Origin of the sequence: Aureibaculum luteum, assembly GCF_003449015.1 — a bacterium.
GTDB classification, from domain to species: domain Bacteria; phylum Bacteroidota; class Bacteroidia; order Flavobacteriales; family Flavobacteriaceae; genus Aureibaculum; species Aureibaculum luteum.
Genome location: NZ_QRGD01000013.1, coordinates 1 through 20093, shown reverse-complemented (window position 1 = coordinate 20093; position 20093 = coordinate 1). Strand labels below are relative to the sequence as shown.

General features: G+C 30.2%; 20 protein-coding genes. 9 read left to right on the top strand and 11 right to left on the bottom strand.

The window, feature by feature from the left end; genetic code table 11:
• The first annotated feature begins 163 nt into the window (after positions 1 to 163).
• The 5 genes from D3P13_RS20605 to D3P13_RS20580 all read left to right on the top strand — a co-directional run bounded on the left by D3P13_RS20605 (position 164) and on the right by D3P13_RS20580 (position 5839).
• Positions 164 to 1294, top strand: coding sequence for a helix-turn-helix domain-containing protein (locus D3P13_RS20605; protein ID WP_117885332.1), 1131 nt, complete (start codon positions 164 to 166; stop codon positions 1292 to 1294).
• A 110-nt stretch (positions 1295 to 1404) separates the two neighbouring features.
• Positions 1405 to 3813 (top strand): TonB-dependent receptor, encoded by a 2409-nt coding sequence (locus tag D3P13_RS20600; protein WP_117885330.1) that lies wholly within the window; start codon positions 1405 to 1407, stop codon positions 3811 to 3813.
• A 4-nt stretch (positions 3814 to 3817) separates the two neighbouring features.
• Entirely contained in the window at positions 3818 to 4660 is an 843-nt protein-coding gene (locus tag D3P13_RS20595; protein ID WP_117885327.1) for a DUF4249 domain-containing protein, read from the top strand.
• Between the two features lie 7 nt (positions 4661 to 4667).
• The gene (locus tag D3P13_RS20590; RefSeq protein ID WP_117885320.1) at positions 4668 to 5219 is read left to right on the top strand and encodes a hypothetical protein; all 552 of its coding nucleotides are present in this window, start codon (positions 4668 to 4670) and stop codon (positions 5217 to 5219) included.
• A gap of 428 nt (positions 5220 to 5647) precedes the next feature.
• The gene (locus D3P13_RS20580; protein ID WP_117885318.1) at positions 5648 to 5839 is read left to right on the top strand and encodes a hypothetical protein; all 192 of its coding nucleotides are present in this window, start codon (positions 5648 to 5650) and stop codon (positions 5837 to 5839) included.
• Between the two features lie 157 nt (positions 5840 to 5996).
• Here the strand turns inward: D3P13_RS20580 and D3P13_RS20575 are convergent, their stop codons facing one another.
• Positions 5997 to 6668: a LytR/AlgR family response regulator transcription factor gene (locus D3P13_RS20575; RefSeq protein WP_117885316.1), complete on the bottom strand. Its 672-nt coding sequence runs from the start codon at positions 6666 to 6668 to the stop codon at positions 5997 to 5999.
• A 9-nt stretch (positions 6669 to 6677) separates the two neighbouring features.
• Positions 6678 to 7703, bottom strand: coding sequence for a sensor histidine kinase (locus D3P13_RS20570; RefSeq protein WP_117885314.1), 1026 nt, complete (start codon positions 7701 to 7703; stop codon positions 6678 to 6680).
• 130 nt (positions 7704 to 7833) lie between these two features.
• Here D3P13_RS20570 and D3P13_RS20565 point away from each other — a divergent pair, with 130 nt between their 5' ends.
• The 3 genes from D3P13_RS20565 (at position 7834) to D3P13_RS20555 (ending at position 10206) form a co-directional block, all read left to right on the top strand.
• On the top strand, positions 7834 to 8709 hold the full coding sequence (locus D3P13_RS20565; protein ID WP_117885312.1) for an alpha/beta hydrolase: 876 nt from the start codon (positions 7834 to 7836) through the stop codon (positions 8707 to 8709).
• Positions 8710 to 8770: 61 nt separating this feature from the next.
• Entirely contained in the window at positions 8771 to 9478 is a 708-nt protein-coding gene (locus D3P13_RS20560; RefSeq protein WP_117885310.1) for a hypothetical protein, read from the top strand.
• Between the two features lie 2 nt (positions 9479 to 9480).
• On the top strand, positions 9481 to 10206 hold the full coding sequence (locus tag D3P13_RS20555; RefSeq protein WP_117885308.1) for a M23 family metallopeptidase: 726 nt from the start codon (positions 9481 to 9483) through the stop codon (positions 10204 to 10206).
• A 45-nt stretch (positions 10207 to 10251) separates the two neighbouring features.
• Here the strand turns inward: D3P13_RS20555 and D3P13_RS20550 are convergent, their stop codons facing one another.
• Entirely contained in the window at positions 10252 to 10884 is a 633-nt protein-coding gene (locus D3P13_RS20550; RefSeq protein WP_117885306.1) for a TetR/AcrR family transcriptional regulator, read from the bottom strand.
• Between the two features lie 56 nt (positions 10885 to 10940).
• On the opposite strand from D3P13_RS20550, the gene D3P13_RS20545 reads away from it, so the two are divergent.
• Complete coding sequence (locus tag D3P13_RS20545; protein ID WP_117885304.1) at positions 10941 to 11819, top strand: alpha/beta fold hydrolase; 879 nt, start codon at positions 10941 to 10943, stop codon at positions 11817 to 11819.
• 162 nt (positions 11820 to 11981) lie between these two features.
• Here the strand turns inward: D3P13_RS20545 and D3P13_RS20540 are convergent, their stop codons facing one another.
• From D3P13_RS20540 to D3P13_RS20505, 8 genes are all read right to left on the bottom strand, one after another.
• Entirely contained in the window at positions 11982 to 12215 is a 234-nt protein-coding gene (locus tag D3P13_RS20540; RefSeq protein WP_157972983.1) for a hypothetical protein, read from the bottom strand.
• 640 nt (positions 12216 to 12855) lie between these two features.
• Positions 12856 to 13842 carry an NAD(P)-dependent alcohol dehydrogenase gene (locus D3P13_RS20535; protein WP_117885300.1) on the bottom strand — a complete coding sequence of 329 codons (987 nt, stop codon included), beginning with the start codon at positions 13840 to 13842 and terminating at the stop codon, positions 12856 to 12858.
• A 9-nt stretch (positions 13843 to 13851) separates the two neighbouring features.
• The gene (locus D3P13_RS20530; protein WP_117885298.1) at positions 13852 to 14274 is read right to left on the bottom strand and encodes a DUF6326 family protein; all 423 of its coding nucleotides are present in this window, start codon (positions 14272 to 14274) and stop codon (positions 13852 to 13854) included.
• 5 nt (positions 14275 to 14279) lie between these two features.
• A complete protein-coding gene (locus tag D3P13_RS20525) occupies positions 14280 to 14957 on the bottom strand; it encodes an SRPBCC family protein (protein WP_117885296.1) in 678 nt (225 codons plus the stop codon).
• Positions 14958 to 15660: 703 nt separating this feature from the next.
• Positions 15661 to 16413 carry a LytR/AlgR family response regulator transcription factor gene (locus D3P13_RS20520; protein ID WP_117885294.1) on the bottom strand — a complete coding sequence of 251 codons (753 nt, stop codon included), beginning with the start codon at positions 16411 to 16413 and terminating at the stop codon, positions 15661 to 15663.
• A gap of 6 nt (positions 16414 to 16419) precedes the next feature.
• The gene (locus D3P13_RS20515) at positions 16420 to 17433 is read right to left on the bottom strand and encodes a sensor histidine kinase (protein WP_117885292.1); all 1014 of its coding nucleotides are present in this window, start codon (positions 17431 to 17433) and stop codon (positions 16420 to 16422) included.
• 22 nt (positions 17434 to 17455) lie between these two features.
• On the bottom strand, positions 17456 to 18658 hold the full coding sequence (locus D3P13_RS20510) for a serine hydrolase domain-containing protein (RefSeq protein ID WP_117885290.1): 1203 nt from the start codon (positions 18656 to 18658) through the stop codon (positions 17456 to 17458).
• Positions 18655 to 19845, bottom strand: coding sequence for a serine hydrolase domain-containing protein (locus tag D3P13_RS20505; protein WP_117885288.1), 1191 nt, complete (start codon positions 19843 to 19845; stop codon positions 18655 to 18657). Before D3P13_RS20505 ends, D3P13_RS20510 begins: the two co-directional genes overlap by 4 nt.
• Positions 19846 to 20093 lie beyond the last annotated feature (248 nt).

Sequence of the window (20093 nt, the reverse complement as noted above, 5' to 3'; positions counted from 1 at the left end):
TTTCGTAAATTGCTTTTCGAAAAGTAGTTCTGCAAAACTCGCTACTACTCATACAAAAATTCGTTTTACAACATTAAAATACAGTCCTCAATCCAAACTTTATACATAAGGAAAACAAATGCAAATGGATATTACAAATATTAAAAAAACTAAATTTTAATTAATGAATTTAGTTTTAGATTTCTTTTTAGTGGGTGGTACTGTAATTATTGCAATAATTTTATTGCGTCTATTAAGAATAAAATCTAAAGAACTTCCTCAAAAAATTTTGCTACTGCTTTTTTTACTTCTATTTTTTGTGACTGTTTACTTTTATGCTTTGTTACATAATATAAATTGGTTAATAAAACTCTGTTTTATTCCAAATGATTTAACAACAATTACTTTAGGTCCTTTGTTATTTCTATATGTAAAATCTTTGTTTTTAAAAGAAGAGAATTTAGTTAGGAATACACTACCACACTTTATTCCTACTTTATTGTTTGCCTTTGGAATTTCAATTCCAACGCTGCTATACACTAGTTTTAAAATAGATATCTTTTCGTATGCATTAAAAGATTTTATATTCATTTTTTTTAGAATTGAAAGTTTCTATTTCATCCTATATTTAATTATTTCTTTAAGATTGTTATCAAAGTATCAAAAATTAACGAAATACAAATATTCGAACCTGACGAAGTTTGATTTTAATTGGATAAAGGTCATGCTTTTTTCCACATTGGGTATTATAAGTGTTGATTTAGTTCTTAAAATATATGAGTCCTTTTTTGGTGATTTTCAATGGAATGTCGATAATATTTCTGTATTGGCTATGATTGTCTTAGTTTCATATTTAGCATATTATGGTTTAAACCAATCTAAAGTATTATTACCAACCTTTCTATTAGATATTGAAATAGAACCTAAAATTAATAAGAAAAAGAATAAGACTTTATCTTCGGATAAAAAAGAAGAGTTTGAAAACCTGAAAAATAAACTTGAACATATTATAAAAACCGAACGGCCATATTTATATGAAGATTTGACATTACGGAAATTAGCTGAACAACTTTCTACAACAGACAAAAAACTGTCCACAATGTTAAATCAATACTTGAACACTACATTTTATGATTTAATAAATAAGTATCGTGTAGAAGCTATAAAAGAAAAGATAAACTTAGATAGTTATATAAATTATGACCTATTTGGAATTGCGTGCGAATGTGGTTTTAAATCAAGAACCAGTTTCAATAGAATTTTTAAAAAAGAAACTGGACTTTCTCCTTCCGATTACAAAAAAAGTATTTCATAAACATTGTTCTGTCTTTTTTAACATAATATAACGTACCAATGCTTCTATTGGTCAACCTAAATCATTGTAAGTTTATTTATTTGTGGCCAAATTATAAGTTTTATTAAAAAATGAATAAAAAAGGACAAATAAATGGCTACACATGTATTTTACTTAATATACTAACCTACTTTACATTTTCACTACTTAGTCCTCCAATAACAGCACAAACAAATTACACTGTAAGTGGAATAATTTTGGACAAAGAAAATGGAGAAACTCTTTTTGGTGCTTCTGTTTTTTTTAAAGGTACAACAAATGGTGTAGTCACTAACGAATATGGTTTCTATTCAATCACAGCTCCAAAAGGAAATTACACACTCATCGTTTCCTATATAGGATATCCAGAAATAACCAGAGAGATTCTACTTGACAGAAATCAAAAATTAGATTTTAAAATTACCGAAGCTTCGACGAAACTAAATGAAGTAGTACTAACAGGAGAGGAAACAGAACGAATAAACCTTAGGAAACCTGAAATGAGTGTATTAAAATTGAATATCAAAACAATTAAACAGATACCGGTAGTGTTGGGAGAGGTAGATATCATAAAGTCACTGCAAATGTTGCCTGGTGTAGCTAGTAGTGCTGAGGGCACAAGTGGTTTTCATGTGAGAGGTGGAGCTGTAGATCAAAATTTGGTTTTGTTAGACGAGGCCATAATATATAATACTTCACACTTGTTGGGATATGTTTCTGTATTCAATGCAGATGCGGTTAAAGATATTAAATTATATAAAGGTGGGATTCCGGCACGATTTGGAGGTAGAGCTTCTTCTGTTTTAGATGTTCGCCAAAAAGATGGAAACAGTGAGCGAATAGCGCTTACTGGTGGAATTGGAATCATTTCTAGTAGACTTACGGTAGAAGGCCCTTTATTTGGGGAAAAGGGATCATTTATGGTTGCTGGTAGAGGTTCCTACGCTACTCTATTTTTAAAAGCATCGAAATCTGATACTGATATTGGTTTTTATGACTTAAACCTTAAAACCAATTATAGATTAGATGAAAATAACAAACTCTTTCTTTCAGGCTATTTTGGCAGAGATAAATTGAGTTTTGGAGATGATTTTGGTGTAGGCTATGGAAATGCATCCGGGAATTTAAGGTGGAATCATATTTTTAATAATAAGTTGTTCTCCAATTTATCTATTATTTACGGTAAGTATGATTATAACATTGATTTTAATATTGATGAATTTGAATGGATTTCTTCAATAAGTAATATTAACTTAAAATATGACCTCAAATACTACCTGAGTAATACTTTTAAATTAGATTTTGGCGCCAGTAGTATTTATTACGATTTTAATCCTGGACAGATTACACCAACATCTGAAAATTCTGAAGTAAATCTATTAAAATTTGATAATAAAAGAGCATTCGAAAACGCTTTGTATATCAATGCTGAACATAAACTAACAGACAAACTTACCGCTCAATATGGGTTTAGGTATAGTATGTTTAATCGTTTAGGAGGCCAAGAAATCTCAAACTACGCAAACGATCAACCTGTAATTTACAACAATACGTTGGGAGTTTATCAGCGTAGTTCTGAGACCGGACTAACTAATTATGATAATAATAAAACTATAAAAAAATTCGGTAACCTAGAGCCAAGAGCATCATTGGCGTATCAATTAAATGAATCATCTTCAGTTAAAATGGGATATACCAAGGCAGCTCAATATATTCATTTAATATCTAATACAAACGCAGTTTCACCCTTAGATGTATGGACTCCAAGTGGAAAATATATAAAACCACAAATATCTAATCAGATTGCGTTAGGATACTTTAAAAATTTCAAGAATAAATCGTATTCGTTAGAAATAGAAAGCTATTATAAAACTGTTGACAATCGTATCGATTATATAGATGGGTCAAACTTGATTACAAATACAATAGAGACAGAAATTTTAAAGGGAGAATCTAGAGCCTATGGCCTTGAATTATTGATTCGTAAAAACCAAGGCAAATTTACAGGTTGGTTTGCATATACGCTCTCAAAATCAGAACAGAGAACATCTGGTGGCGATGCAAGAGGCCCAGGAATCAACAATGGGAAATGGTATAACACTTCAAATGACAGAACTCACGATTTTTCCTTAACGGGAACTTATCAACTAAATGATAAATGGGCTTTTGGAGCTAATTTTGTTTTTCAAACGGGCAGACCAGTAACCTATCCAGATAGTCAATATGAATATGAAGAACTTTCGATTGCCAACTTTTCAGATAGAAATTCGGATAGATTGACGGCTTACAATAGACTAGATTTCTCTGCGACTTACAAACCGAATAGAAAACTCGACAAAAAATGGAAAGGAGAATGGGTCTTTGGAATTTACAATATTTATAATCGTAAAAATGCAGCGGCAGTTTCATTTGGACAAAATTTGGAAACGAGCGTAAACGAAGCAACTAGAAGTTCAATATACGGGATTATGCCTTCAGTAACTTATAACTTTAAATTTTAAGAAAATGAATAGATATTTAAGAATTATAATTTTCCTGTCAGCTGTGCTAATTACAGCATGTGAAGACGTTATAGATGTAGATGTACAAACGGTCCCTCCTAGGCTAACAATAGAAGCATCTTTAGATTGGGAAAAAGGTACTACAGGAAATGAACAAACCATAAAATTAAGTACATCTACTCCTTATTTTGATATTACTTCAAATACAGGTGTTAATGACGCCACTGTAAAGGTTACAAATGATGATAGTCTAGATGAATTCGTTTTCGTAAATCAGAATAATGGTACGTATACTAGTTCTAGTTTCGTTCCAGTTGTTAACCAATCCTATACTTTGGAAGTCTTATATAACGGAGAACGGTACTCGGCTACTGAAACTTTAACTCCTGTGGTTGATATAGCAGAAGTTTTTCAATCTAATCAAGGTTTAGGCGGTTTAGATAACAATGCACTTGAAGTTAATGTTTCATTTGATGACCCCGTAGATATAAATAATTACTATCTCATCAAATTTAAAGAACAAGGTGATTTATTACCAAGGCTTGATTATACTGATGATGAATTCAGAGATGGAAATAGAATTGAAGTATTTTATGAAAAATATAAGGAGGCGGATGAAGATGAGTTTATTCCTGGCGATATAGTCGATATTAATTTCTTTGGCATCTCTAGAGATTATTATAATTATGTGAAACTACTTATTATACAATCTGGAGGTAATGGTCTTTTTGGACAAACACCTGCCATCGTAAAAGGAAACTGTATAAATATAGACAATACTGACAATTATGCTCATGGGTACTTTAGATTAACTCAAGTGGTTCGTACAAATTACACGTTTCAATAAAATAATTATGAAAAAAGAAAATTGTTTAAAATCGAAAATGACACGCAATCCATTTATGATTAGAACTGTTATTTTATGCTTAGTTTTTTTATCTGTAATTAGAATAAATGCACAGCAAGAAGGAGTAAGTGGAAATAATATTTCTATTCCCGAATCCAAGTTTACACTCCATGATTTTGCATATCCTATAGATTTATTTAACAAAGAACAACATTCTAATTTTGTATTCCGCTATAAAATAAAGTTAAAGTTTATAATAGAATTAAAGGGGTTTTACGACACTTATTTGTTGGCAGATGTTTTTAAAACACCAATTACGACAAAACTTTATGTTACTAATAAACTTTATCTTTTTTCAGGAATAGAATTAGAATCAGAAAGTGACAAATTACAGTTAAATCTTCAGCCACCACAATTAAAATTCAAAAACGGAATGGGTTATGATATTGAAAAAAACCTCTTCATACAATTTGACCATGACCTGCACTTTAATAAGTCTGCTGTCGGTGCATATGGAACTCCTAGTCTATTTTCGTTGAGCGGTAAATATAAATTTTAACTGCAAGATCAACGACTTAACTCAATGTTTTTTTAGGAGTATCATCTAATATGCTTAAAATGGAACGTTAAAATTTTGCTGTGTAAATCCAATTAAAATAACTTATATAGCATCAATCAAAAGTTCAAGTTCTAACTTTAGAGAAAAGTGGTTGAAAAAAATAAATTTGTTAGGCGAAAGCATGAAATAACTACTACCGGCACAGTATTCACAAATACCTTGTAGCACATTACTCAAACCAGTATGGGAAAAGTGTTTTATATGAAAAGGTCAAAAAACTCATAGATACCTCTTTGAATTTTGGAATTTATTTTAATCAAAAACTAATTGGATAGACACGTGTAATTTCTGATTTTTCTACAACTGCATATTTAGGAGATATATTGATTTTAAAAGAACATCGAGGTCTTGGCTTAAGCAAATAGCTTATGGAAATAATTTTAGAGTATAACGACTTACAGAATTTAAGACGTTGGATTTTATTGACAAGTACAGCGGAATGGATTTATAAAAAATACGAATTCACAAAACTTGCAAAACCTGAAATCTATATGAGAAAGTTTAATCCAGATGTTTATCGAAACATACAGAATGCAAGAAAGTTTAGATTTAACGATTAAATTAAGCAGTGAATTTTAACAAATAGAAAAACCGAAATAGCATTGAGAAATGAACAAATTAGTTTTAATATAGGGAACTGGTTTCCTCTTTATAATAGTATGTATAAAACATATTCGCTTTCACCCTTAAACACTCATTTTTTTTCAATTTGATGCTTTAAAAGCTATTCAATACTTCCTTTCTCAAGCGCACACTTATGGGAATTTTAAAGTTTCTTATAATAATTTTATTCTTTACTATTTTATCAACTTTGTACTTGGATACTAAATAAGATTTATGGGTTTGTACAAAATCATCAGGCAACATATCTTTAATCAACTTTAAAGACATGTGAGCAGTCAATGTATGCTCAACTGTTACAATTCTGATATAATTTTGCATTGCTTTAATAAATAAGATATCACCTATTCTGACCTTTTTAATTTTTTTATCACTCTTAATGAATAGGACTTCTTTTTCACTTTCATTTCCACAATATCTATTTACTTTATTTATAGTGTGCAAAAAACGTTCAAAAGAGATGGGCTTTACTAAATAATCTAGCACGTCATAATTAAAACTTTCTAAAGCATATTCAGTATATGCAGTAGTCATGATTATTAATGGAGAATCTTTTAGGGTTTTTAACCAATCGATTCCCGATAAGATGGGCATGTTAATATCTAGAAATATTAAATCGATTTGATATGTTTGAAGGTATTGATTTGCCTGCAAAGCATTTTTACAAAGTGCTACAACATTTAAAAATGAAAACTCATTACAGTACTCTGCAATACCTTCTCGAGCTATGGGCTCATCATCTATGATTAAACAATTAAGGTGTTTCATTTCTGATTGTTATAAGTTAATTGATAAATCGACAATAAAATCGGTATTTCCCTTTTCTATTTCTAAATGATATTCATTAGGATACAATAACGACAATCGTCGTTTAACATTGTTTAATCCAATTCCTCCTATAGGGTTTTCAGTATTTAAGTTATCAAAACTATTAGTGCTATTTAGTGTAAGTGTACCTCCTGTTTCTATTATTCTTATACTAATCTCACTCTTTTCTGCATGACTACTACAATGCTTAAAAGTATTTTCTATAAATGGAATTAATAGCAAAGGAGCTATTTTTTTAGTGGAACTCTCAAATTCTATTTCATAATCCAATTGAATATCTGAACCTTTACGGGTTTCCTCGATTTTAATATACTGTAATACGTAATTAAGTTCTTTTTCTAATGAAATATAAGTTTCACTTTCATATAGTTGATAGCGCAATAATCCTGAAAATTGAAGTAAAGTTTCTTTCGCTAAGGTGTCGTTTTTCCCAATTAAATGATAAACACTATTAATGCCATTAAATAAAAAATGTGGGTTTAATTGTGCCTTCAAATATTTTAATTCGGTTTTATAATTTTCTTCTACTAAAGCTTGGCTTATTTTTTTTGATTTTTTGTATTCAAATTTCAGAATATAGTAAAAACCCGCAATACTATAAAGTATATGAAATATTGTATTAGTATTAAAATTTGCGTCTACCGGTATATCATTTACACCATAAAAAATAAGAAGTAAATAATCAAAATAAGCTTCGGTTATAGAAATTAAAAGAATTACAAAAATTGATACTACATAAAACATCCTTTTTTTACCTTGATTGTACATTTTTGGAAACAACCAAAAAATTTGTATGTAAAATACAAGTGCATTAAAAAAAAGTCCATATAGGTATGCATATTGAAAACTACCTGAATCATGAGTAAATCCATTCCAATTAAGACTAGTAGCAAAAGCTATTAACCAATAGTTAAATAACCAAAACAGAATGTGACCTGCAATCAAAGCTATTTTAGATGTATTTAATTTACCCATATCAACAAAGAAACATATAATTTATTAATACTATGTTAATTTTCTACGCTCATCAGCAATTAAGCAACGCTTATCAAATTATAATTTTATTAAGTGTCTTTTTCATTCTCTTTGTCTCAAAATAAATAATATGAAAAATATGAATCGCTTAAACTTGATTATTTACACTTTTATAATTGTCGCTTTCTCGTCCTGCAATAACGATGACGATAATACTTCGTCTAACCCATTTGAACAAATTTCAGATATAGCAACGCAACATGGTAATTTAGAAGGAAATATTGTGGTCGTTGTTGCTCAGGGAGGTCCCAGTACTACGCTTGAAGATGGGGATATAAGTGAAGTTATAGAAGAAACAGAAACCCAATCAGCATTGTGGGTAAATGTTCATCAAGTGCAAACAAAAGATCCAAATCTATTCACAGATTCAGACATCACTTTTGAACAAGCAAAACAATTCGATTTACAAAGTACCGCCTATTTAAAACGTGTTGTTGATTTTTATAAAAATCAACAAGGAAAAACGGTTTATGTTATTGGAGTTTCATTTGGTTCCTTTGTAGTTCAAGATTTAATCGCTGCTCATGGCGTGGATATCGCTGATGGTTATCTCATACTAGGAAATCGTTTAGCTGTCGATGATGTTAGTTGGCAGAATCACAGCGAAGGACAGTTCGTAGCATATATTTATGACGATAATGGAGATTATACTATTGAATTAGAAAACGATCCTTATTTTGATACCATTGAACAAAGGAATATGGCAAAATTAATTGCAGGGTTCGCATTTAACCGTTACACAGAAAGACTAGACAATAACGTAAGCCTTTCCAAAGTAACCTATATTTATGGTAGTAGAGATGAGATCGCCGGACCACTTTCGGCTCAAGAACTTGAATTTCTAAATGACAAAGGTGCAAAAATAGGCCGCGTTGAGGGCGGAGGTCATGATGACGCTATAGGAACTGGAGTAAATATATTAAAAGAAGTCTTTGGGATAGAATAATACGCTTTAAAAAAGTAAAATCAAAAAAAAAGTTATTTCTAAATTTATTACCATAAGCCTTATGAATAAAACCATTCTATCCTTAATTTTTCTATTGTCAATTACAAATGCCCTCGCTCAAGAAGATTCTCAACTAAAAAAAAATAGTATAGAATTTTCAACTGGTTACACTATTGGCTATTTAAAAAATTTAACATTTGCACCTCTTTCACGCTATGACTACAATGCACTAAACTATCAATTAAAATATACGCGTATTACCAAAAGAGAAAAGCTTTTTGAAGTGCAATTAGATTATTTGAATTCTGAATTAGAAACTAATATAATTCCTGAGCCTAATCCCCAGTTTTCAAAAATTGTACTGAACATTTCTTCATTGAAAGAAATTTATAAAAATGAGAAACTTAAAATACATTTAGGCATACAGACTCAATCAAACGTATCTTCTTTTTACGATTGGAAACAATATGATTTTCAACAGAAACTTGGGATAGCTGGTCGCTTTACTTTTCAGGTAGATGACAAACAATCACTATCATCTAAAATAACAATTCCCCTTGTTATGTGGAGAACTTCTACTTTCGAAGAAAATTTATACTCAGTAGGTAAATACCAAAGTATTTTATGGAGTACTGACTATTCATATAAACTTTCTAATCATTTTGTTGTAAAAGCAAGCTATAATTTTAATTACGATAGGCTTCAAATATCTAATGCGTTTAGAGAATTACAACATCAAATTAATCTAGGAATTAACTATAAATTTTAATTATGAAACATCTTAAAATAGTAACATATATCTTATTCATTATAGCAATGACATCTTGCACAGATACTTTAATGGGTGATCAAGGAAAACTAGACGAAGACATCTATCTAAATTACCAAACTGTAACAGATTTAGAATTGCCTTTTGAAGACGAATGGTTTGTGGTTAATGGTGGAAAAACACATTTTGAAGGTGCTCATCATTTTACTAGTCGTGGCGGAGGGGAACGATATGCAATTGATTTTCTCATCGTACAGGATACGATATTAGCTGATGGAACCGTAAGAAAGAAAAATTATTCAGGAGATTGGAGACAAAATGAAAACCATTATTGTTTTGGTAAACGCTTAAATGCTCCAGGTGATGGAAAAATAATAGAAGTTGTAAATACTATTGATGATAATCAAGTTGGCACTACTAATAGAGACCAACCAGGTGGCAATTATATTATAATAGACCATTTAAACGGTGAAACCTCGATACTGGCCCACTTAAAAAAAGGGTCTATTATAGTTTCCCAAGGTGATACTCTAGTTAAAGGTCAAGAAGTGGGGCGGGCTGGGAATAGTGGTTCTTCAGATAGGCCACACTTACATTATCAATTACAAGGGACATCAGGTCAATTAAGAGGATTAGGACTTCCTGCTCAATTCTCAAATTACTATGAAGATGAAGTATTTACAGAAAAAGGTGAGCCAGTTCGTGGTCAGTTTGTAAGTAAAAATTAGTTAAAAGCAATTATTAAATTAATAACTCTACATGTTGGCACTTCCTTAAATGATAATACTGTCTGGGAAAAGTGCTTTAAATTCACTTTTCCCGAATTCGGTCAAATAAGGATAGAGCATAAGCATTAAACTATCAGATTGTGATTCTATATAACTTTGATTAATTTCATTTTGATATAGGATAGAATTATATAGCCAAGTATTGCTAAAACCTATCATTCGTTCTATTAAACATTGGCGTTCTTTACTAAATTCAAAAGTTATAATAATTCCTTTTTCTATTAAAGTATTAAGTAAAAAGTTATAGCCTTTAAATCGTGTTTTATAGACTTCCTCAAAATGAGACTTTATTTTATCATTTAAGCGGAGTAAGTTATATATATCAGTCCAAAAGAAATGATATTTGCTCATTCTTAACATACTTAAAAGAATATCTTCTTTAATCGTTTTTAAAGTAAGTTCTCTTTCTTCTAAATGTTTAATTCGAGAATCGAATTCTGCAACCATTTCGAAATATAAAGCTTCTAGAATATCTTCTCTTTTCTTAAAATGGTAATTCAAATTTCCTGAACTTATTTTTAGCTCTAATGCAATCATCCTAATTGTTACATTACCATATCCAAAATTATTAAATAACTTTCTGGAAGCTGATAAAATATTTGTTTGTCTATTTCCCATTGGTAAACTTGTCCTAATATGTATTTTTTTAGTAAATTTGTCCTAAAATAAGAAAAATGAAGTCATTATTTAAATCTGAACAAGGAAAAAGTGAAATTTTAAATCTTTATGATGAAAAATTGGAAGCGTTAAATATTAAACATAATTACATATCTATTGATACGACTTATGGACATACACATATTATTGTGTCTGGAGCACCATCAAATGTCCCAATTATAATAATTCACGGTTCGAATGGTTGTGCACCAATTGCTCTTGAAACATATCCGAATTTATGTGAAAAATTTAGAGTTTATGCAATTGATGTTTTAGCTCAACCAAATAAAAGTGCTGAGTCAAGATTAAGTATGAAAGATGATTCTTATGGGCAATGGATAAATGAAATAATTGATTCTCTAAAAATTGAAAATGTTATTATGGCAGGTTTTTCATTTGGTGGATTGATCATATTAAAAACGCTAGAATTCGATGAAAGCAAAATCAAGAAAGTTTATTTATCTGCACCAGCATACATTGTAAATGGAAATCCAATCAAAGCATTATTCAAAATATTTATTCCAATGAAAATGTTTATGAAAACGCAAAAAAGCAAATATGTTGAAAAATTTTTAGCAGCCATTTTTACAGAACGTGATGAATTTGCAATCAAATATTTATCAAAGGTATTCTTACATTTCAAAATGGATTTTACACCTGTTCCAGTAATAAATAAGGTAAAAGCAAATTTGATACAAACACCGATAATATTGTTTGCTGGAGAAAACGACATACTTTTTCCTGGAAAAAAAATGATTAAAAGAGCATCAAAAATTTTTCCTTCTTTAAAAAGTACTAAACTATTTGAAAACTCTAAACACGTGCAAAATAAAAAACAAAATGTATTAATTGAACAAACAATCTTGGAAGATAACCTACGAACGAAAACACTATAAGTAATATATCCTTAAAGTATATATCATTGGTGGATTTATTTAGAGTCCAACTATAGATACAATAATCACAATAAAATTGAAAAGACGTCCTATTTATTCTCTATACTAAAGCTTCGTAATACAAAACCTTGTAGATTTTCTAACTTTGGTTTAATACTATGCTTACTTTGAATTTATAAAACCAAAGGTTAAGTTATCTACTACTGTATCAGATATACCATAGTAATAATTTTCATTACTTCCAGATTTTATATTAAATTGAATGGCCAAGTATTCAATTTCTTTTATATTCAAATTATCTAAATTAATACTAAATCCTTGAAACTTTGTTTGAGGTTCTGTATAAATGCGGTAAAAATCATCTTTTCCAATTCGACCATCATCAAGTCTTTCCATTTCTGCTTTGTTTTTTACACTTGGAGACGGCAATGATAAGAGTGTCCTTCGTTTGATAAATATCTGATCCAGAAAATTTGTAACCACCACGTCTATTTTTAATTGTACTGAACAGCTCACTCATATCAAGCAAAATAAATCCGTTATTTAAACACCCTTTGGGGCTACTATATAATGCATAAGAAATACCCCAGTCATCAGGCAGATTATATTTATAGGAAAACCCTTTCCAGTCCGTTTTTCTGTATTCTTCATATTTGGATGAATCATTCCATGTTGGAATGATCTAAGCCTCTAAAATTGAATTATCAATGGTTGTTTTAATTGAACCCTTGAAAATTATAGACATTTACCATGTGCCAAAGCCATGTTAACACTGCGTAAAATGCCATTGGAGCTATTGACCATCGTATACTGTTTCGCTTCATTTTACTTATACTTAATTTTATCTCTATGCATAATCATCCTTCAAATAGAATTTGTTATTGATGAACATTTTTTTTTAGTTTCAACTTTAGATATTCTATTTTCAATGAAATCATCAAAAAATTGTAGAATGCATAAAACGATATATCCTTTATTAATCGCATAATTACTTGTGTTATTGATTTATTAACTTCCATTCTTTAATACAGACTAATTAACTAACATCTTCATTTACTGTGATTACAACATTCCCTTTTTTATGTCCTTTATCAACGTATCTATGTGCTTCAACAATCTGATCCATTGAGAACTTTCTATCAATTACAATTTGAAGATGTCCTTCTTCAACTAATCTTTTCAATTTTAATAGTACTTCAGCGGTCTCTGGAGAATTTTTTCCAACAACCAATTTTTTACTACTTATTAAGGAAGTCCAAATCATAGAAATACTTTTCATTGGTCTTCCTACATTTAAATAGCATCCATTTTTATTAAGTGCCGCTATACAAACTTTAAAGGGGCATTTATCTACAGTTATAAATATAATATCATAAGTTTCGAAGTTTTTCGTGAAATCAGTTTTTTCGTAATCAATTACTTTATCAGCTCCTAAAGATTTCACCAAATTTAAATTAGCCTCGCTGCAGACTCCTGTTACCTCTGCTCCAAAGTATTTGCCGAGTTGAACAGCATAGGTCCCTACACTTCCAGAAGCTCCATATATCAGCACTTTTTGCCCCGGTTTTACATTTGCTATTTTTTTGAGATAATAAAATGCCGTTCGAGCTCCTATAGGTATTGCGGCAGCTTCTTTATAAGTAGCATTATTTGGTTTCAAAGCAATCGGTCCATCTTCAGGTAAACATATGTATTCTGCATAAGCGCCAAAAGTTTGCAAGGTAGCTGCAAAAACTTTATCTCCTTTTTTAAACAACTTAACATCTTTACCGATAGATTCAATTTTACCAGAAAGTTCCATCCCTAAAATAGATTTTCTAGGCTTTCTAATCCCCACCATTAATCGAGCAGGAAGCCAGAAAGAGGCTGGGATATCAAAACTCCGCACCCTATAATCAGCAGCACTTACCGAAGTAGCATAAACCTTCACAAGTACTTCATTATCCTTTGGGACAGGTTTTTCTACTTCTTGAATTTGTAGAACTTCTGGCGGTCCATATTTTGTGCATAATACTGCTTTCATTTTTTTAAATTAGACATGAGATTCAGTATTATTAATATTATCATGAGTTGGCAATTTCCATGCAATTCGGAATATCCATAAAATAGCTGCAGTCTCAATAGTCATATGAAAAGCATCATCGATATCTAGCGAAGATATACCTGTTGCAAATACTCCTAATGTGATTATACCAGCGATTATGTTAGCCCATTTATTTGCATTATCACTTAATATTCTGGAAAGAAGTACCATCAAAATGGGTATTTCTGCTAAAAACCCACCCAATAACATTAATTCGTCTGTTATTTCGATACCATTAACAGTTCCAGTCATTATCTCTTCGATAAATCCCGATTTGACGAATTGATGTAGGTCTCTAAAAATTATATTGAGCAATACAAATATCCATAAAGTTGAAAGCAGCGTTTGAGGTTTAATTTTATTATTTATCATCTAATTTATATTTGTTTTGAAGTGTTTCTAATGTCTTCCAATCCTTCTTTTAAAAACTTATACACCATAGGGTTAATCAACCAAAGTGGCATTCCTTTTGGGTCAAATTGCACGCTATTTATTGCTTTACTTGAGTTATTCGTAATTGGAGAGAAACTCCAAGTCCCCCTAAAAGTTTTAACACGATTTAGTTTTTTCGAGGGCTTAATCTGAGATTCTTCCCATGCTTCATTCCATCTTGCACCAAAACTACCATCATCATCACTAAAAAACAGATATCTGACACTCATTTCTGTATCTTTTAAGGGAAAAGGTTCGTTATGTATCAGATAAGTCAAAAGACCATCTTCAGACTGATCTGAAATCTCATAAGTGGGGTACTTTTTATTTTCAGTACCATTAGCTAGTTTATGAATATCTTTCTTGAACGCCTTAAGGCAAGATTCTGGAGATAATTGTATATCCCCTTCAATTTTATACTCTAAGAAATTTGTTTCTTTTAGTTTTCGTTTATAGATTTTCCAAGTAAGATCTTTAGTTTTATTTACTTTAACTATCTGCCATTCATACTTTCCCCATTCTTTAATGTTTCTATCCCTTGCTGATACACAGCTTTGTAGAAAGAATATTACAAATCCAAACAAGAAAATGAGTCTAGTAAATTTTGTAGCTTTTTTATTCATTAGAAATAATGCTTTTATCGGTGCAAAATTATATTACAACAAGAACTTTATTATTAACTTAAGTTACAATTATAATAAAAGATTGTTACCAACGCGATCGCAAATAACTTTAGTGGTTTCGCAGGAGAAATTCAATACAACCTACGATCTTCGTACTATAAGATATTTCCACTAAAATTGAAACATCAAGTAAAATTGAAACCCTTGATTCGTGTGTTATGATAATCCAAGTGACCACCAAATGAAGTAATTCACAACATGCATTAGAGCTACTTTTTTATTGTAAAAATGTTGAAAGTATATATAAAAACTTTTTTCATAAACAATATATTTCATTTGTTCTACATCACTAAGGAGAAATAATGCAAATCAAAGTGTTAACAGGAACTGAGTAAAAAGTTTAAATAATTGATTATAATTACAATTCAATTTAGTTCTGTAAAAGGTTAATTAACAAAACTTCTAAAAAGAAAGGTCAATGGAACTAATATTCTAAAAGTAATTTGAGATATTTCTTAATTCCGTAAAACGACCGTTCTAGGGGACAAAGAAACTTAATTATTAATACTCAATTAAAAAGGTGTAAATATTCAAAATTATTGGTAACTATATTTCTTATATTTGGAGTATATAGATAATGGTATCTATATACTTTTGTTGCCCACAATATAAAGAAACATCCTACATAGCATTAAAATTGGTTTCATCTATCTATCCATTTTCTAAAATCTTTAGTGGAAGATGTACTTGTGATTATAGAAACGGACAATCCCTTTACCTTTAGAGATAATCTATTTTTGCTATATGGAACTATTTTTTCAATAAAATCTATATTAACTATATAGCTTCTATTGATTCTAAAAAAATGGTCTGGATTCAATTCAGCGGAAAGCGAACCTAAAGATGCTGAAATACTATGCAAATTGGCATCACTATCTTTTAGTTTACAAAAATCGCCACAAGCTTCAAAATAACTAATTGCTTCGGTATTGACCAATTTTATACCTTCAGGTTTCTTAATGGCAAAACGTTTTTTATAAGTGTCTTTTTGCTCAATTAAAGTTTTGAACTGTTGAAAAAAATTAGTTTCATTGAATTTTTTATCAAATAAATCCTTATACTTTATTAATGCGTTTTCAATTTCCTTTTGTGTATAAGGCTTTAAAATATAGCCAATTCCATTGGTTTTAAACGCTTTTAAAAGATGTTCATCAAAAGCGGTACAAAAAATTATCGGTGTAGAAGTTTTAATCGAATCAAATATATCGAATGATGTTCCTCCAATTATTTTAATATCTGACACAATTAAATCATAACTCGTTTCTTTAAGATGCTTTATGGAATCTTCAACAGAACGTGTATGTGTATAGTTAAAATCTGAATTTAAAGATTCATTCACGTAAGCAAGTAACTTTTTAAATGCTGGAATTTCGTCTTCTATTATTAGGATGTTCATATATGACTAATCTACAATTTTTAAAAATGGCAACGTTAAAACAAATTCTCGGCCTGTTTGCTTAATTTCCATTTTTTTATCCGATAATAATTTATAACGTTTTTTTAAGTTCTTCAATCCAGTTCCTAACGATTCATTCACAGCAATTTTTGAAATAGTATTAGATATTTTCATTTCATTTTGATTTACAAATATCATAGTTACAACACTTATATTGTTTACTGGTCTATTATGTTTTACAACATTCTCCAAAGCTGACAACAATGCTCCATTTGGTAAATATTTATCTTTATAACTTTGTTCAACTTCAAAATTAAACTGATAATCATTCTCAAATTGTGTTTCTATCAAATAACAATAATTTTTTGCCAAAGCTATTTCTGATTCCAAAGTTGCAATATCTTCATCTTTTACTGCAATCAAATAGCGATATAAACCTGAAAGATTAGAAATATATTCCTTAACCTTTTCTTTAGGAGAATAATCTACCAATGCGTCAATGGTGTTGAGACTATTGTATAAAAAATGTGGGTTGAATTGAGACTTCAATACTTTAAGTTCCAGTTCTTTCTGCGTACTTAAAAGTTCAACAGATTGCAATTGATACTCATAATATTTTTTTGCTGAAATAATTGTCAAAGGAATTGCCAGATTTGCAGCAGAACCGTTTATGTTGATGAAAATCAATTCAATAAAAGACGGTAATTCATTCCATTTAATCATTCCAGAACGTGTTATCTCGCCTGATATTGATGCCAAAAAACCAAAAAGCCAAAAACTAAAAAGGGCAAAAATAATTAAGGCAAAGTAGTATTTACTCTTTATAAGAAAGGCATTGATTAACACTTTGCTGACATACAACAATATAATAGTTTGTACCCAAAAAACGGGGATATCGATAAGAAATTCAACTAATGTATATTTGTCAATATAAAACTTGAAAATAAGCCATATCGTGGCTACCAAAAGATAACCGCCAATAATTTTATAGTCTGATTTGTTTAATTTAAAAGCATCCATAATTCAGCACCAATATACATATTTATGGAGCTAATTTTCCATAATAATTTTTAAGGGTTTCAATAATTTCATTGGTATCCTTATAAATTGTTTTGGTGGTTGATGTATTACAAAACAACATATAACCTCTAGCTTGCTTCTTGTTATAATAGGCATACGTTAGCACTCCAACAATATCGCCCTCGTGTCCAACTGTACTACTTGGATATACTTCCCAAAGAATTCCGTGTTCAAATTCGGGTTTGATTTGGGCTTTAAGCATTTCATTAAATGACGCTGTCGTTAAAATAGAAGGTTTTTCATTATAACCACTTGCCATTGACTGCATAAATTTGTTAAAATCATCAATGCTCGTTTCAAAACCACCAGCTGGATATAGAATAAGTTTGTAGTTATTCGGAACTTTAATTCCTGCGTGATATAAAGACGATTTTTTATCTTTTAGATAACCTTGCATATTGAAATCAAAACCGGAATTGTTCATTTGCAATGCGGATAAAATATGTGTTTGTACAAATTCCGAATAAGATACACCACTTGCCTTTTCAATAATTAGCGCCAACAAAGACGCTCCTTCATTACTATAAACTTCTTTTTCGCCAGCTTTCACATTCTCGAAATGGTTTTTGTTATACCATTTACCGTTTGGGTCGTATAAATTTTGAAGAAATTCATTGAGTGGTACATCTTCATTTTTATTGATTCTTTTTGAAAGTTTATTCAATAGTGTTCTTCGCAAACCAAAAGGCAACTCATCTTTGATTTTGGGAATAGGCGTTGGAAAATACAATGCTTTTAAATCATATTCTGGTAATTTCTTAAGTCCAGCGGTATGTGTGGCTAAATGCCGAATCGTAATAACTTGCTTTGGAAAATTTGGGTTTATCAGTTTAAATGGCAAATAATCGTTTACATTATCATCCAAATGCAAAAGGTTCATTTCTTGTGCTTTCATTATAGAAACACCCAACAATAATTTTGAAATAGAAGCTATTTTCTGTACGGTCTGCGTTGTATAAGGATTATTATTTTCAACATCAGCAAATCCAAATCCACTTTTATACAAAACGGAATCCTTGGTATAAATGGCAACACCGAAACCTTGTACAGAATTGTGCTTCGCTAAATTCTCCAATTTCAATGTTAAAGAATCTGATGCTGTTTGGCAAAAAGCACTTAATTGTGCTACGCTAAAAACTATAATAAAAATGGCTTTAATTTTCATTTTGTTCGTTTTAATTTTTTTCGAATGAATTTTACTGTATAGAATATTACTATAATGATTATGATTAAAACAGTTCCAATAATGATGTATAATTTGTACAAGTTTGGACCTGTAAGTAAATAGAAAAATAATTCTTGCCCTAATTGTTCTCCATTTTCAGAATTTGCAAAGAGAACAAAACCCCATTTTTTATCACTATCCAAAGCATACCAAGAAGTAAAACCTTCGTTATTGCCAGAGTGCAATACTATATTCGTAAATGGAAAATCTATGGCCAAAAAACCCAATGTGTAATGAACATTAACACCATCATACGGAACTTTGGAATGTGGCTTGAATAATTCGGTACAACTTTTTTCAGTTAATCCTTCTTTGTTCATAATGGCAATCATCCATTTAGAAAAATCAGTACACTCCGTATGCAAAGATGAAGCAGCATAAAAAACATTATCTTCCTTTTGAAACCAATAATTATTTTTCCAATCTATCCAGTTTCCGTTTTCATCATAAGGTTCGGCTTTAAGTTCTCTTGTATATGGATTTTGAATAAATACAAAATGTTTCAAGCCGAGTGGGACAGCAACCTTTTCCTGAAATAATTCCTCCAATCCATTCCAATCGGTTTTTTCAATCTCTTTTAATACCATAGCGAGATATTGATAACCTTCTCCAGAATATCCATAATCTGTATTTGGTTCAAATAATAGCTTCAGTTTTTTATCATCTTCATTTTCTCGCCAATTAGGAAAACCAGTTCTATGGCTCAAAGCCATTCGTGCAGTAATCAATTTATATCTTTCATCATAAGCAATATCAGGATAAGGCAGATATTTGTATAAAGGCATATCCAAATCCAATTTTCCTTCTTCAACAAATTTCATAGTAAAAAAGGCAAAAACAGATTTAGAAATTGAAGCTCCTTCAAAGATGGTTTCGTTTGTTATTGGTTGTTTTTGCTCAACATTCGCATAACCTTTATTCATTTGGTAAACGACCTCGCCATCATTTATCATTGCAAATGACAACCCAGGAATGTTTAGTTCCTTCATTTTAGAATCAAGGTAATGGTCAATGGAATCTTTTGGAATGCCAAAACCAATATAACTGTCAATCTCATTGGTTTTATTATCTGAACAACTTGTGAGAATTAAAGCAATTAAAACGACTTTGAGAATGTTACTTTTCATTATGAACCGTTTAGAATTATTTGTCGAAAATAAAACGTTAGGATTAAGTATGCAATTGGAAAATGTTGAATAGGCATATTAAAACGGTTAAGCGGATTAAATTCAAGACTAATAAATTTTAGGATTGAATTTAGCGGAATTGAGAACGGAAAAATACTGTGGGCAACACCGGTAATCGTTGCACAAGCAGTAAAAACACTCTTTTAAATCAATAATTGACTTGATTTCAACCATTTTAAGAACGGCTG

Coding starts and splice junctions, on each gene's coding strand:
- D3P13_RS20605 (WP_117885332.1), top strand. CDS start 164: ATGAATTTAGTTTTAGATTTCTTTTTAGTGGGTGGTACTGTAATTATT.
- D3P13_RS20600 (WP_117885330.1), top strand. CDS start 1,405: ATGAATAAAAAAGGACAAATAAATGGCTACACATGTATTTTACTTAAT.
- D3P13_RS20595 (WP_117885327.1), top strand. CDS start 3,818: ATGAATAGATATTTAAGAATTATAATTTTCCTGTCAGCTGTGCTAATT.
- D3P13_RS20590 (WP_117885320.1), top strand. CDS start 4,668: ATGAAAAAAGAAAATTGTTTAAAATCGAAAATGACACGCAATCCATTT.
- D3P13_RS20580 (WP_117885318.1), top strand. CDS start 5,648: ATGGAAATAATTTTAGAGTATAACGACTTACAGAATTTAAGACGTTGG.
- D3P13_RS20575 (WP_117885316.1), bottom strand. CDS start 6,668: ATGAAACACCTTAATTGTTTAATCATAGATGATGAGCCCATAGCTCGA.
- D3P13_RS20570 (WP_117885314.1), bottom strand. CDS start 7,703: ATGGGTAAATTAAATACATCTAAAATAGCTTTGATTGCAGGTCACATT.
- D3P13_RS20565 (WP_117885312.1), top strand. CDS start 7,834: ATGAAAAATATGAATCGCTTAAACTTGATTATTTACACTTTTATAATT.
- D3P13_RS20560 (WP_117885310.1), top strand. CDS start 8,771: ATGAATAAAACCATTCTATCCTTAATTTTTCTATTGTCAATTACAAAT.
- D3P13_RS20555 (WP_117885308.1), top strand. CDS start 9,481: ATGAAACATCTTAAAATAGTAACATATATCTTATTCATTATAGCAATG.
- D3P13_RS20550 (WP_117885306.1), bottom strand. CDS start 10,884: ATGGGAAATAGACAAACAAATATTTTATCAGCTTCCAGAAAGTTATTT.
- D3P13_RS20545 (WP_117885304.1), top strand. CDS start 10,941: ATGAAGTCATTATTTAAATCTGAACAAGGAAAAAGTGAAATTTTAAAT.
- D3P13_RS20540 (WP_157972983.1), bottom strand. CDS start 12,215: ATGGAAAGACTTGATGATGGTCGAATTGGAAAAGATGATTTTTACCGC.
- D3P13_RS20535 (WP_117885300.1), bottom strand. CDS start 13,842: ATGAAAGCAGTATTATGCACAAAATATGGACCGCCAGAAGTTCTACAA.
- D3P13_RS20530 (WP_117885298.1), bottom strand. CDS start 14,274: ATGATAAATAATAAAATTAAACCTCAAACGCTGCTTTCAACTTTATGG.
- D3P13_RS20525 (WP_117885296.1), bottom strand. CDS start 14,957: ATGAATAAAAAAGCTACAAAATTTACTAGACTCATTTTCTTGTTTGGA.
- D3P13_RS20520 (WP_117885294.1), bottom strand. CDS start 16,413: ATGAACATCCTAATAATAGAAGACGAAATTCCAGCATTTAAAAAGTTA.
- D3P13_RS20515 (WP_117885292.1), bottom strand. CDS start 17,433: ATGGATGCTTTTAAATTAAACAAATCAGACTATAAAATTATTGGCGGT.
- D3P13_RS20510 (WP_117885290.1), bottom strand. CDS start 18,658: ATGAAAATTAAAGCCATTTTTATTATAGTTTTTAGCGTAGCACAATTA.
- D3P13_RS20505 (WP_117885288.1), bottom strand. CDS start 19,845: ATGAAAAGTAACATTCTCAAAGTCGTTTTAATTGCTTTAATTCTCACA.